Here is a 12,778-nt window from a genome sequence, read left to right on the forward strand (position 1 = left end):
TTCAATCCCCCAGGTCGAGCGTGAGTTTGGTGACGGCGAACGCCTCGGCGTAGCGCTCGTGGCATTCGATTCCGCGGATCCGGGCCAGGCCGAGGAAGGCCTCCCGGTCGTACCAGGGCCGGTGCCGCTGCGAGGGGTAGTGCTCCTGCAGCAGCCGTACCTTCTGTTCGGCGATCTCCGTCGACAGCGGCTGGTATGCGACCGGACGGCCGAGATCGCCGTCCCACTTGACGATCTCGTAGCCGAGGACCAGGTGGTCGCGGAATGCGGTGGGTATCAACTGCGCCAGGCCGCGGTGGTCCTGGTGCGCGTCGTCGGTGCGCGGGGCCAGGATCAGATCCGGGTCGGTCTGCCCGCGTAGTTCCTCGACCGCAGCCTTGGCCTCGTCCCAGTGCACGGGCAGTCGGCCGTCCGGCAGCTTGTGCACGGTCAGCCGCAGGTCGGCGCCCGGGCAGAAGGCGGCGAGCGCGGCCTGCTCCTCCTGCTCCCGCTCGCTGCCGCCGCCGGAGAGCACCAGCGCGTCGACGCGGATGCCCGGCCGCGCGAGGCACAGCGTCAGCAGCGTGCCGCCGGCGCCGATGGCGATGTCGTCGCAGTGCGCGCCCACCGCGACGATCCGGTCCAGACGCCCGGCCCCGAGCCGGATCACGCCCTCGCTCCGGCGCCCGCTCCCGCACCGTCCCGTTCCCACACGGCCCACGGGCGGTCGCCCCGGGCGTAGGCGGCGTCGAGTGCGGCCCGCTCCTTCACGGTGTCGGTCGGCTTCCAGAAGCCGCGGTGCCGGTGCGCCACCAACCGGCCGCGTTTTGCCAGTTGGGCGCATCCGTCGGCGACCAGGTCCCCGTTCTCCGGTATGTGGTCGAAGACCTCCTGGCGGAGCACGAAGTAGCCGCCGTTCTCCCACAGCGGCAGTTCGCTCACCGCGGTGATGCCGCCCACCAGGCCGTCCTCGCCCAACTCCACGCAGTGGAACGACGACTGCGGCGGCACCACCATCATCGACGCACCCGCGTCACGCTGCGCGAACCGGTCGATCATCTCCGGCAGCGGGGCGTCGGTGAGGACGTCGGCGTAGTTGGCGAGGAACATCTCGTCGCCGTCCAGGTGGTGCCGCACGCGGCGCAGCCGCTCCCCGATCGGTGACTCGATGCCGGTCTGCGCGAACGTGATCGTCCAGTCCGAGATGTCGGTGGACAGCAGCTCGGTCCGCCCGCCTCGCAGCACGAAGTCGTTGGACGTCGTCTCCTCGTAGTTGAGGAAGAAGTCCTTGATGTGGTGTGCCCCGTACCCGAGGCACAGGATGAACTCCGTGTGCCCGAAGTACGCGTAGTAGCGCATGACGTGCCAGATCAGCGGCCTGGGGCCGACCATCGCCATCGGCTTGGGCACGTCGTCTGCGGCACCGCTCCGCATCCGCATCCCGTAACCGCCGCAGAACAGAACGACCTTCACGACTTCACCTCGACAATGCTCAGTTCCGGGATGGGAAAGACCAGCCGGCCGCCCCAGTCGTGCACGAAGGACAACTGCTCGACCAGCTCGGCCCGCAGGTTCCACGGGAGCACGAGGACGTAGTCCGGCCTGTCGGCGGCTATCTGCTCGGGCGGCAGGATCGGGATGCGGGTGCCGGGGGTGAACCTGCCGTGCTTGTAGGGGTTGCGGTCGACCGTGTACGGCAGCAGGTCGGGCCGGACGCCGCAGTGGTTGAGCAGGGTGTTGCCCTTGCCCGGGGCGCCGTAGCCGACGACCGTCTCGCCCCGCTCGGCCGCCTCGATGAGGAACCGCAGCAGGTCCCGGCGCACCTTGGCCACCCGGGCGGAGAACTCGGCGTACCCGGACAGCTCCTGCAGCCCGGCGGCCTTCTCCCGGTCCAGTACGTGGCTCACCCGACGGGTCGGCTCGCCGGCCACCTCGGCCGGCCGGGCCCACAGCCGGATGGAGCCGCCGTGCGTGGGCAGCAACTCGACGTCCACGAGCGTGAGTCCGCCGCTCGCCAGCGCCCGGATCGCGGACGCGACCGTGTAGTACTGGAAGTGCTCGTGGTAGATCGTGTCGTACTGGTTCTCCTCGATCAGGGTCAGCAGGTGCTGCACCTCGATGGAGACCCAGCCGTCGTCGGCGACCAGGGCGCGCAGCCCCCGGGTGAACCCGACCACGTCGGGGATGTGCGCGTACACGTTGTTGGCCACGACCAGGTCCGCCGGGCCGTGTTCGGTGCGCACGGCCGAGCCGGTCTCCGGGCTCAGGAACTCCGTGAGCGTGGGCACACCCGCCTCCCGCGCCGCGGCGCCGACGTTCACCGACGGCTCGATGCCGAGGCAGCGGATGCCGCGGTCCACCACGTGCCTCAGCAGGTAGCCGTCGTTGCTCGCGACCTCGACCACGAAGGCGTCGGGGCCGAGACCCACCCGCGTAACGGCGTCGGCGACGAACGTCCGCGCGTGCTCCACCCAGGAGGTCGAGTACGAGGAGAAGTACGCGTACTCCTTGAACGTCTCCTCCGGCGTGATCAGCGGAGGGATCTGCGCGAGCCAGCAGTCGGTGCAGACCCGCAGGTGCAGCGGGTACGCCGGTTCCGGCTGGTCCAGTTGGTCCGCGGCGAGAAAGCTCTCACAGGGTGGCGTCGCCCCGAGGTCGACGACGCTCGCCATCGCCTCCGAGCCGCACAGTCGGCATCGTGTCATCTACTGTCCCCATCCCCCCTGCTCGCGCGGGTGTCCCCGCCGCGAGCCAGTGCTGACCGACCCGCGATCGCGGTGCGGTACTCATCAACCAGGCGGTCGAGGCCGACCGTCGGGCTGAAACCCTGTTCGTAACGGCGCCGGGCGGCCCGGCCCATCTCCCGGTTGCGCTCAGGCTCGGCCGCGATCCGGCGTATGCAGGACGCCAGCGAGGCGGACTCGCCCGGCTGGTGCAGCAGCCCGGTCACGCCGTCCTCGACGAGTTCGACGAAGGCGCCGTGACCGGCGGCGACGACCGGGACCCCCGCCGCCATCGCCTCCACGACCACCAGGCCGAACGCCTCCAGCCACGTCGAGGGAGCCACCACGGCGACCGACCGCGCGATGGCCTTCCGGCACTCCGCCGTGTCGTACAGGCCGACGTGGCGCACGTCGTCCCGGCCCGCCGCCCAGGCGGTCACCTCCGGCTCCAGTGGCCCCGCGCCGGCGATCACGAGCGGCACGCCCACACCGCCGCTCGCCGCGATCTCGTCCCACGCGGCCATGAGCAGCCGTACGCCCTTGGCCTCCGCGAGCCGGCCGAGATAGAGCAGATGTTCGCCGTCGCCCGCTCGGCGGTCGTCCGGGTCGGGCACGAAGTTGTGCTTCACCGCCAGTCGCTCTGCCGGCATGCCGGCCCCTACCAGGACGTCGCGCTGTGCCGCGGAGATGCAGAAGAACCGCTCCACGCCGGACCACCACCGCCGCCGGTTGACCGACAGACTGACCGCGAGCGGCACCGTCGCAAGGCGGGAGTTCCGGTAGCAGCCGTGCCGGACGGCGGGCAGCGGCGCGGACCCGACGCACTCGGTGCACGGCCGGCCGTCCCGCTGCAGGGTGCCCGGCGGGCAGACCTGGGTGTAGTTGTGGAGCGTGGCGACGGCGGGCACGCCGGCGTCGGCGCAGGCGGCGAGTACCGCGGGCGACAGCAGCGGGAAGACGTTGTGGACATGGACGATGTCCGGTCGCTCGGTGCGCAGCCGGGAGGCGAGTTCCGAGCGGACCGCTGGGTTCCACGGCACGAGGAGCGGCACCGCGACCTTGCCGGGCAGGGATCTGGCGGCGATGTCGTCGCTGCGCCGCTCGAACACCTCGACCCGATGGCCGGCCGCCCTCAGCAGCTCCACCTCCTGGTCGACGACCTTGTTCTCTCCGCTCGGCTGCGCCGAGGCGTAGCGGTTGTGCACCACGAGGACGTGCATGCTCACCTCACCTCCGTTCTCCGGGCCCGGCGCGCGATGTGCCGTCGAGTTACGTCGGGCATCGCGGGGGACGTGGCCTTTGCGGGTGCCGCCAACAGCGAGGCGGCCAGGGCCAGATGCAGCAGATAGGGCGAGGCGTCGCCAAGACCGGCCTCGGTGTACGACGCGAGTGCGCAGTAGCTGATCAGAAAGATCGCGCAGGCCCTCTGCAACGACGGGGGCCGCAGCAACGCGACGCCGCCCAGCACGATGAGGAACGCCGCGACAAGGGTGACGCCGACCAGGCCCTGCTCGTTGTAGACGGCCAGCCAGCTGTTGTCGATCGGCAGCCCCCCGAACGACTTGTCACCCAGGCCCACGCCGAACAACTGCTCCCCGGTCGTCCGGGGCGCCGCCAGCAGGGCGTCCCAGACCTTGGCCCGACCGGTGAGGCTGGAGAAGTTCTCCTTGCTCTGTCCGCGCAGGAACCACGCCTGCAGCACGGAGGCGAACCCCACCGCGGCCACCGTGGCGCTCAGCACCGCCCAGGTGAAGAAGCGGCGGGCCGCGGTGCTGGTGAGCAGGAGCGAGCCGATCGCCAACGCCAGTCCGACCAGCAGACCGAGAGTGGCCGTCCGGGTGTGGGTCAGCCCGAGCAGGACCAGTGACGGCACGATGACCACCGCCGCGCTGGTCTTGTCGGTCCTGCCGCCCAGGAGGAGCAGCACGGTGAGCCCGATGATCACCGCGGCGTACTGTCCGATCTGCGGCGGGGTGAGCGGCCACAGCGCGCCGACCAGCCGCCCGCCGTAGAGGTCGGGCAGGGCCGCGCCCGGTGAGACGACCAGGCCGGCGGCCACCGAACCGAGCACCGCGAAGTACATCCGGATGTGGTGCCGGATGAGCGTTTCACTGCCGTCCCACCAGCGGCTGAGCAGCCACAGCGTGCCGACGAAGAGAGTCAGCCGGAAGCACCGGAACAGCGCGCCGAACCCGGACTCCAGGTGCGCGCTGGAGATCACGCTCGTCGCCAGGAGGAGGGTGAGCAGGAGCACGTACGCACTGGGTCGTATGCGCAGCTGGAGATTGACCAGGAGCGCCAGCGTGAACGCGGCCACCAGCGCGCCCATGGTGACCATCTGGATGAGGGAGCGGGGCAGCGGGACGATGGTCTTCGCCCCGGCGGAGCCGAGGGTGTTGAGGATCAGCAGTCCCCAGACGGTCCCGATGATCTTCGGTGTGCGGTCCGCTTCCATCTCAGCCACCGTCCTCTGCGCGGAAGGCGCTGCCCGCGTCCTGCCGGTACGGCGTGCCCTGCCACTGCCCGAGGTCGAGCACCCGGCTCGGGTCGTAGGCGACGAACTTCCACGGGCCGACGTAGACGTTGTCGTGCCAGCGGTTGTGCTGCTCGGTGGTGATCGCCTGGGCCACCCGCTCGCCCTTGTACGGCGACCAGTCGGGATAGGTGCCGTAGTTGGCCAGCACCGCCATGCGGTCGCACTTCTCCGTGCACTTGATGACGGACTTGTCCAGCACGAAGCGGTTGTCGTGGACGTCCACCCGCTGGGTCTTCCACCGGCAGTCGGAGTAGAGCGGTGCCTTGGCGATGGCCGGCTGGACGCAGCGCTTGGTGTTCTTCACCAGCAACGTGCAGTCACCGGACGAGGTGTTGGCGGGGCTGTTGCAGAACCGGTCGGCGTTCTCCCACAGGGTGATCCCGGACCAGTTGTTCTCCAGCACGTTCCGGTAGATCTCGATCTCGCTGGTGCGCGCCTTGATCCGTGGTTCGCCGCCCGACTCGGACAGGTAGACGGTCGCGAACGGGAAGTTGTCGCCGCGGTCGGCCGCCGCACGGCCCTCGACCCAGTTGTTCCGCCGGATCGTGTTGTTCCGGATGATCGCGTTGTAGCTGATCTCGTAGATCAGTGCGGCACCGTCGTTGGCCTCGATCACGTTGTTCTCGATGAGGAAGTCGTTGTTGTTGGTGTCCGCCCACAACCCCGTTCCGCGGTTGTCGTGCACCCAGTTGCCGCGCACGTCGGCGCGGTTGACGGCCCAGAACTTGATGCCTCCGGTGCAGCCGCAGCCCGACTGCCGCCGTTCCCAGTCTCCGGTGTTGTTGCCCACGATCTCGTTGCCCTCGACCACCAGGTCCGTGACAGGGCCGTCGGTCTTGTACGCGTTCATGCCGTACTGGCCGTTGTCGCGCAGGCAGTTGGCGCGGACCTGCTGGTGGGCACCGGCCATCAGCCCGGCGCCGGAGTTGTTCTGGATCGTCGTGTGCTCGATCACCCAACCGTCGGCCGAGTCGTGGTTGACCACGCCCTCGTTCTGCGGGGCGACGAATCCCTGCACGGTCAGGTAGCGGATGGCGACGTCGCGGGCGGTACCGGCGAACGCGTACTGGTTCTTCTTCCGCCCGTCCAGCACCGCGCCCGGCGCGCCGAGGTAGCGGTCCCCCTCCTTGGGGATGACCTGGGCGTAGCGGTCCGGGTCGAGCGTGTGCGTGCCCGGTCGAAGCCAGAACGTGGTGTGCGGGGGACTGCTCTTGGTCTTCGCCGCCAGGTCGCCGACCACCGAGGGGTCGACCGTCACCGCGCCCGCCGGTGCCTTGGCCGGCCCGGCCGCGGGACTGTCACACACCCGGGCCAGGGATGTGGACCGCGCCCCTGACGTGGTGGGCACGGCGGTCGGCTTCGCATGCGCGTGCGGCGTACTGTCGCAGCCGGTCGCCACCAGCAGGGCCAGCGCCAGCGGTGCCACCGCCGGCGCCCAGGGCCGCGTCCTGATCGCCACGTGCCCCCCTAGCCGCGGAACCCGAGCACGGTGGTGAAGTCCTCCGTGCCGTCGGCGAAGCCGGAACCGATCAACGTGGTCGCGGGTTCCTTGCGCCCGAATCCGGCGGAGTACCAGCCCAGCACAGGATCGGTCTCGCCGCGATGCGCCTGCCAGGACAGCTGCCCGGGCAGGTCGAGGACCGCGGAACGGTCCTCGCCGTCCTTGGTCCAGGTGAGCACCGCCCGGTTCCCCACCAGGTCCGCGGCGATCGCCGGGCCGAGGTGGAACGCCAGGCGTACGGCCCGGCGCGGGCCGCGTACCTCGTCGATCACCCGCAGCTCCCGGCGCGCGGCCGTCAGCTCCACCCGGCGGCGGTGCACGGAGCGCTCGTAGCCGTCGTGCTCGGCACACCAGCGGGCCACGTCCTCGCCGGATGTCTCCACGGTCAGGACACGGCTCTGGGCATGCCGGGTCCACAGGAACGGGCCGCCGGAGACGGACTGGTCACCGCCGTCCAGCTGCAGGGTGTTGTGGCCGAGGGTCGACCGGAAGTACTGCCGCCACTCGGGTTGCCCGTGATAGCAGTACGTCCCCGGGTCGGCGAGCACGTCGACCCCGTCGTGCCGGACCTCCACGGACAGCGCGTCCGCGTGGGCGTGCGCGGCGATGGACAGGAAGCCGTGCGGACCACCGTCGCAGCGGCACCAGATCTCCTCCGGACCGCGCAGGATCGTCATGCCCGCGTCGGCGAAGTGCGCCGGCCGGACCGCCGGGCGGCGCGCGGACGGTTCAGTGGGTTTGATGAGCGCGGCCAGCAGCGGCGTGCGCACGTCGGTGCCGGTCACCTCCGGCCACCAGGGGAGCCGGCCGAACACGGCGTCCCCGGTGGCCAGCAGCGAGCCCCAGCGGTCGGTGCCCGCGCCGTCCACGACCAGGCCGTACCCGTCGTCCGCGTCCCCCTGACGCGGCGGTCGGAGCCGGTTGTCCACGATGGCCGCGAGCGCGTCGGTCATCCGCAGCAGCACAAGGCGGATCGTCGCGGGGACCGGTACGTCGGCGGCATCCGCCTCGGCCACCGCGGCCAGGCCGAGTTCAAGGACGAGTCCGTGGTACTCGGTGGCCAGCTCACGGTTGAGGCCGGAAACGTAGGTGTTGCCGCGCAGGTGCCGCTCCAGCGACCGCAGCGCGTCGGCCCGCCAACGTCCCGACGAGGGGAACCAGCCGAACGCGCAGGCCGCGGCGAACTGCCCGGCGGCCTCGGCGATGACGTGGTTGTTCGCCGAAGACCCCCGGCTGGGAAAGGCGGCCAGCCAGCGCTGGTGGTGCCAGATCTGGTTCAGCGCCACCTGGTTGTCCTCGAAGAGACCGGCCGCGCCGGGCCAGCCGTCCAGCAGCCGGCGGATCCACACCCAGGACAGCAGCCGGATGCCCAGCTCGATGCCGCTGATCCAGTGGACGCCGCGCAGCGGCGGGTTGGCCGCCCACCACGACCGCAGGTGCTCGGCCACGCGCTCGGCGTACCGCTCGTCCTCAGTGATCGCGTAGGCGGCGGCGAGCTGGGTGAGGTACTGGTGCCGGGACGGCTCCCAGATCTGCTTGATGTCCCCGACCGCCTCCTCGTTCCGGTACGGCACGTCGAAGGCGTAGTCCGAGGGAGCCCGCCGCCCGGTCTTCGGGTCGCGCCACCAGTCCGGGTCGGTCAGGTCGTCGCGGACCACGCCGAAGTACTCGGCGTGCCCGTCCATGAGCCGGTCCGCCTCGGCGACGAGGCGTTTCGCGGCGTCGGGAGGCAGGGCGGCGATCGTCCCGGCCGGCAGGACCGCGGTGAACCCGGCGCCGGTCACGCTCGGGCAGCCGGGCCGCGCCGACCGCCACCGCCGCCTGCGCACCGCGTCGCCCACCCGGCCCGCGACCTCCTGCGGTCCCATCCGGGACAGCCGCCGCAGGTACCAGCCCGCGCTCATGGTCATCGTGCCCTCGCCAGCGTCACCGGGGCGCCGCTCGCCAGACCGGCCTGCACGGCGAGGGTGGCCGCCGTGGTGGCGACCAGCGACTCCAGCGGCACGGGCATCGGCCCGCCGGTCCGCACGGCCTTGACGAACGCGGCCAGTTCGGCGTTCTGACCCTTGTCCCGGGCCTTGGGCAGGCGCGAACTGACCCACCGCTTGCGGCCGTACACCGAGGCACGCACGAAGTCGTCGAGCCGCAGCGCACGCCCGTCCGCGATCAGATCCAGCGTCTCCTTCGGGAAGCCGGACGGGCCGGAGGTGACGTAGCTGATGGTGGCGGTGGACCCGTCCGGGTAGCGCAGCACGACCTGCAGGTCCTCGTTGCCGGACGGCGCGGTCGCGTACACGGACACCGGGTCGGCGTCCAGCAGCCAGCTCGCCGTGTCGATGAAGTGCCCGCCCTCGCCCACGAACCGCGAGCCCTCGGAGCCCTGCTGGAGGTACCAGCTGCCGTGGTCGAGGCGCCCCGCGTTGACCAGGTAGCGGAGGTTGGCCGGGCCGGTCCGGGTGCCGAACCGCTGCCTGGCCTCCTGCAGCAACGGCGCGAACCGGCGGTTGAAGCCCACCTGCAGCCGGTCGTTGCCGGACTCCTCCACCGCCGCCAGCACGCCGGCCAGTTCGTCCTCGGTGAGGGCGAGGGGCTTCTCCACGAACACGGTCTTGCCGGCGAGCAGTGCCTTCCGGGTCAGCTCGGCGTGCGAGCTGTGCCGGGTGACGACGAACACGGCGTCGACGGACTTGTCGCCGAGCACGGCGTCGAGGTCGGTGGTCGCCTCGGCGAAGCCGAACTTCCGCTGCGCGTTGGCCGCGGACAGCGCCGTCGTGGTGACGACCGTCGACAACTCCACTCCCTCGCGCTGCGCCAGGTGCGGCAGCAGCATCGACGTCGCGTAGTTCCCCGCGCCGACGAACGCGAGCCGCACCGGCGACTTGGCGGCCCGGGCCGGACTCCGCTGCACGTTCACGGCGGGCACGGTCACTGCTGGAGCTGCCGGTTCGTCCGCCTCAGCCGCTTGTTCGGGGTACCGGAACAGCACGGCCACGGCCTTCAGGTCGCCGTCCTTCAGACGCCGGTACGTCTCGACGGCGTCGTCGAAGTCGGCGATGTGGGAGACGAGGGGCTCCACGTCGACGCTGCCGCGGGCGAGGAGATCGAGGAAGCAGGCAAGGTTGCGGCGCTCGGTCCAGCGCACGTAGCCGATCGGGTAGTCCCGGCCCTCGAGCTCGTACTCCGGGTCGTAGCGCCCGGGGCCGTAGCTGCGGGAGAACCGGACGTCGAGTTCCTTCTCGTAGTACGCGTTCCACGGCAGGTCCAGGCGGCACTTGCCGATGTCCACGACCCGGCCGCGGTCCCGGCAGAGCCGGGCGGCCAGCTCGACGGGCTGGTTGCTGCCGCCGCCGGCGGCCAGGTACACCTGGTCCACGCCGTGACCGCCGGTGAGTTCGGCGACGGCGGTCTCCACGGCCGCGGACGCCGGATCGCCACAGGCCGCGGCACCCAGGCGCTCGGCGAGTTCGCAGCGCGCCGGGTCGGGGTCGGCGCCTACGACGCGGGCTCCCGAGGCGACGAGGAGCTGCACCACCAGCTGGCCGATCAGCCCGAGACCGATGACCAGCGCCACCTCGCCGAGCCGCGGCTCACCCTGGCGGACACCCTGCAGCGCGATCGATCCGACGGTGCCGAAGGCCGCGTGCCGCGGCGCGAGGCCGTCGGGGACCGGGGTGTAGAGGTTCTTCGGCACCCAGTTCAGCTCGGCGTGCAGCGCATGCTCGTTGCCTGCGCAGGCAACGAGGTCGCCGACCTTCACATCGTCGATCCCGGCGCCGACCTGCTCGACCACCCCGCACAGCGAGTAGCCCAGCGGCGTGTAGGAGTCCAGCTTGCCCATCACCTTGCGATACGTGGCGGGCACGCCGTTGGTGGCCACGCTCTGCATGACCTTGGCGACCTGGTCGGGCCGCGAGCGCGCCTTGCCCAGCATCGACATGCCGGCCTCGGACACCTTCATGAGTTCGGTCCCTGTGGAGATCAGCGAGTAGGCGCTGCGGACCACCACACCGCCCGGCTTGCACCCCGGCACCGGCACGTCGAGCACCGCCAGCTCGCCGCTCTTGTAGTTCTGTACAACCTGTTTCACCGGAACTCCCCTGATTCCTAAGCCGTTTGCCGAGTGCTCTGGCCGGACCCAGAGGTCGCGTCGCGATACCAGTACTCGAGGGTCAGCACATGCCACAGATGCTTGGAGAAGTCCTGCTGCCCGGCGGCGTCCTCGGCGACCATTCGCGCCAGCGCGTCGCGGCGCAGAAATCCGGAACGTACGAGCTCGCCGTCGTTGACCACCTCGCGCACCAGCGGCGCCAGATCCCGGCTCATCCAGGCCCGCAGCGGGGCGCTGAACAGGCCCTTGGGCCGGTACACGATCTCCCGGGGCAGGATCGAGGTGGCCGCCTCCTTGAGGACCGCCTTGCCCTGCCGTCCGACGATCTTGCGATCGCCGGGCACGGCGAACGCCGCCTTGACCACCTCGACATCCACGTACGGAACCCGCACCTCGGTCGACGCGGCCATGCTGGAGCGGTCCGTGTACGTGAGGTTCAGGCCGGGCAGGAACATCCGGGCGTCGCCCAGGCACATGCGGTTGACGAAGTCGTCGAGGTCGTTGTCCTCATAGACGTCCGCGTGTTCGGTCAGCACGTCGTCGACCGTCCCGGCCAGGTCCGGATCGATCAGGGCGAGCAACTCGTCCTGGTCGTACATGGTGTAGCTGCGCCGGAACGCGGTCTCCTCCGGCAGATCGGCGAAGGAGAGGAACCGCTTGGCGAAGCGCACCGACCGGTATCCCCGGCGGGACGTGGCGACCGGCAGCCGGTCCACGGCCGCGGACACACCACGCCGCAGGGGCCGCGGGACGCGCTGGTAGCGCAGGGCGAGCAGGTTGGCCAGGTGCTTGCGGTACCCGGCGAACAGCTCGTCGGCCCCCATCCCGGAGAGCATCACCTTGACCCCGGCCTCCCGGGCCGCCGTGCAGATCAGGAACGTGTTGATCGCGGCGGGGTCACCGATCGGCTCGTCCAAGGAGTACGTCATCTGCGGCAGCAGATCGAGCACGTTCGGAGCGATCTCGATCTCGTGCAGGTCGACGCCGAACCGCTCGGCCACCTGCCGGGCATAGCGCAGGTCGTCCGGCATCGCCTCGAACTTGGCGTCCTCGGCACGGAACCCGATCGTGTAGGCGGAGATCCCGGGTTGGTGGCGAGCCGCCAGCGCGGTCAGATAGCTGGAGTCGAGTCCGCCGGAGAGGAAGGTCGCGACGGGTACGTCGGAGAGCAGATGGCGCCGGGTCGACTCCTCGACGACGGCGGCCAGGTCCGGCTGCTCGCCGGCCCGGGCCCGCTCCCGGCCCTCGGCGGCGACGTCCTTCAGGTTCCAGAACCGACCGCGCTCCATTCGGCCGTCGGGCCGGCACCTCAGCCAGCTCCCCGGCGGCAGCTTCTCCGCTTCGCGGAACGCGCACCGTGAGTCCGGCACCCAGTAGTACAGCAGCGAGGCCACCAGCGCCGCGTGGTCCACCTCCAGCGATCCACCGGTCGCGGCGGCGAGCGCCTTGAGCTCGGAGGCGAACACCAGGCCCTCGCCGCGCCGGAGCAGGAACAGCGGCTTGATGCCGAGCTGGTCACGGGCGAGCACCAGCTCGCCGGTTCGCTCGTCGAAGATGCCGAACGCGAACATGCCGCGCAGCCGGGGGAGGCAGTCCGTGCCCCAGCGCCGCCAGGCCTCGAGGAGCACCTCGGTGTCGGAGGTACCGCGGAAGCGCACGCCGGCGGCGGCCAGCTCGGCACGCAGCTCGGGCGCGTTGTACAGCTCGCCGTTGTACGTCAGGACGAGGCCGTCCGAGACCATCGGCTGGGCGCCGGTCTCGGACAGGTCGATGATGGCCAGCCGGCGGTGCCCGAGATGCACTTCCCCGTCACCGGCGGGATGGCCGTACCGGCCCGCCCCGTCCGGACCGCGATGGGCGAGGGTTTCGGTGAGCCGGTCGGTGACGGCCTTCCCGTCCGGCCACCGGTACGTGCCTGCGATGCCACACAT

Annotated in this window: 9 protein-coding genes; all 9 read right to left on the bottom strand. The window is 71.0% G+C overall.

The window, feature by feature from the left end; all coding sequences use genetic code 11:
* Position 1: 1 nt before the first annotated feature.
* From ACFYZE_RS08525 to asnB, 9 genes are read right to left on the bottom strand one after another with little or no spacing between them, the layout of a single operon-like run.
* Positions 2-649 carry a PIG-L deacetylase family protein gene (locus ACFYZE_RS08525; protein WP_388990187.1) on the bottom strand — a complete coding sequence of 216 codons (648 nt, stop codon included), beginning with the start codon at positions 647-649 and terminating at the stop codon, positions 2-4.
* The gene (locus ACFYZE_RS08530; protein ID WP_388990189.1) at positions 646-1,452 is read right to left on the bottom strand and encodes a glucose-1-phosphate cytidylyltransferase; all 807 of its coding nucleotides are present in this window, start codon (positions 1,450-1,452) and stop codon (positions 646-648) included. The genes ACFYZE_RS08525 and ACFYZE_RS08530 overlap by 4 nt, the downstream gene beginning before the upstream one ends.
* Complete coding sequence (locus ACFYZE_RS08535; protein ID WP_388990191.1) at positions 1,449-2,684, bottom strand: class I SAM-dependent methyltransferase; 1,236 nt, start codon at positions 2,682-2,684, stop codon at positions 1,449-1,451. The genes ACFYZE_RS08530 and ACFYZE_RS08535 overlap by 4 nt, the downstream gene beginning before the upstream one ends.
* The gene (locus ACFYZE_RS08540; RefSeq protein WP_388990584.1) at positions 2,681-3,922 is read right to left on the bottom strand and encodes a glycosyltransferase; all 1,242 of its coding nucleotides are present in this window, start codon (positions 3,920-3,922) and stop codon (positions 2,681-2,683) included. The genes ACFYZE_RS08535 and ACFYZE_RS08540 overlap by 4 nt, the downstream gene beginning before the upstream one ends.
* Positions 3,923-3,924: 2 nt before the next feature.
* Positions 3,925-5,157, bottom strand: a complete 1,233-nt coding sequence (locus tag ACFYZE_RS08545; protein ID WP_388990193.1) for an O-antigen ligase domain-containing protein — start codon at positions 5,155-5,157, stop codon at positions 3,925-3,927.
* 1 nt (position 5,158) lies between these two features.
* Entirely contained in the window at positions 5,159-6,697 is a 1,539-nt protein-coding gene (locus ACFYZE_RS08550) for a right-handed parallel beta-helix repeat-containing protein (RefSeq protein ID WP_388990194.1), read from the bottom strand.
* Between the two features lie 8 nt (positions 6,698-6,705).
* Positions 6,706-8,649, bottom strand: a complete 1,944-nt coding sequence (locus ACFYZE_RS08555; protein ID WP_388990196.1) for an alginate lyase family protein — start codon at positions 8,647-8,649, stop codon at positions 6,706-6,708.
* Positions 8,646-10,826: a bi-domain-containing oxidoreductase gene (locus ACFYZE_RS08560; protein WP_388990198.1), complete on the bottom strand. Its 2,181-nt coding sequence runs from the start codon at positions 10,824-10,826 to the stop codon at positions 8,646-8,648. The genes ACFYZE_RS08555 and ACFYZE_RS08560 overlap by 4 nt, the downstream gene beginning before the upstream one ends.
* Before the next feature lie 17 nt (positions 10,827-10,843).
* The gene (asnB, locus tag ACFYZE_RS08565) at positions 10,844-12,778 is read right to left on the bottom strand and encodes an asparagine synthase (glutamine-hydrolyzing) (protein ID WP_388990200.1); all 1,935 of its coding nucleotides are present in this window, start codon (positions 12,776-12,778) and stop codon (positions 10,844-10,846) included.

It is taken from the genome of Streptomyces sp. NPDC001796, from assembly GCF_042892355.1.
GTDB lineage: Bacteria > Actinomycetota > Actinomycetes > Streptomycetales > Streptomycetaceae > Streptomyces.

Coding starts and splice junctions, on each gene's coding strand:
- ACFYZE_RS08535 (WP_388990191.1), bottom strand. CDS start 2,684: ATGACACGATGCCGACTGTGCGGCTCGGAGGCGATGGCGAGCGTCGTC.
- ACFYZE_RS08540 (WP_388990584.1), bottom strand. CDS start 3,922: ATGCACGTCCTCGTGGTGCACAACCGCTACGCCTCGGCGCAGCCGAGC.
- ACFYZE_RS08545 (WP_388990193.1), bottom strand. CDS start 5,157: ATGGAAGCGGACCGCACACCGAAGATCATCGGGACCGTCTGGGGACTG.
- ACFYZE_RS08555 (WP_388990196.1), bottom strand. CDS start 8,649: ATGACCATGAGCGCGGGCTGGTACCTGCGGCGGCTGTCCCGGATGGGA.
- asnB (WP_388990200.1), bottom strand. CDS start 12,778: ATGTGTGGCATCGCAGGCACGTACCGGTGGCCGGACGGGAAGGCCGTC.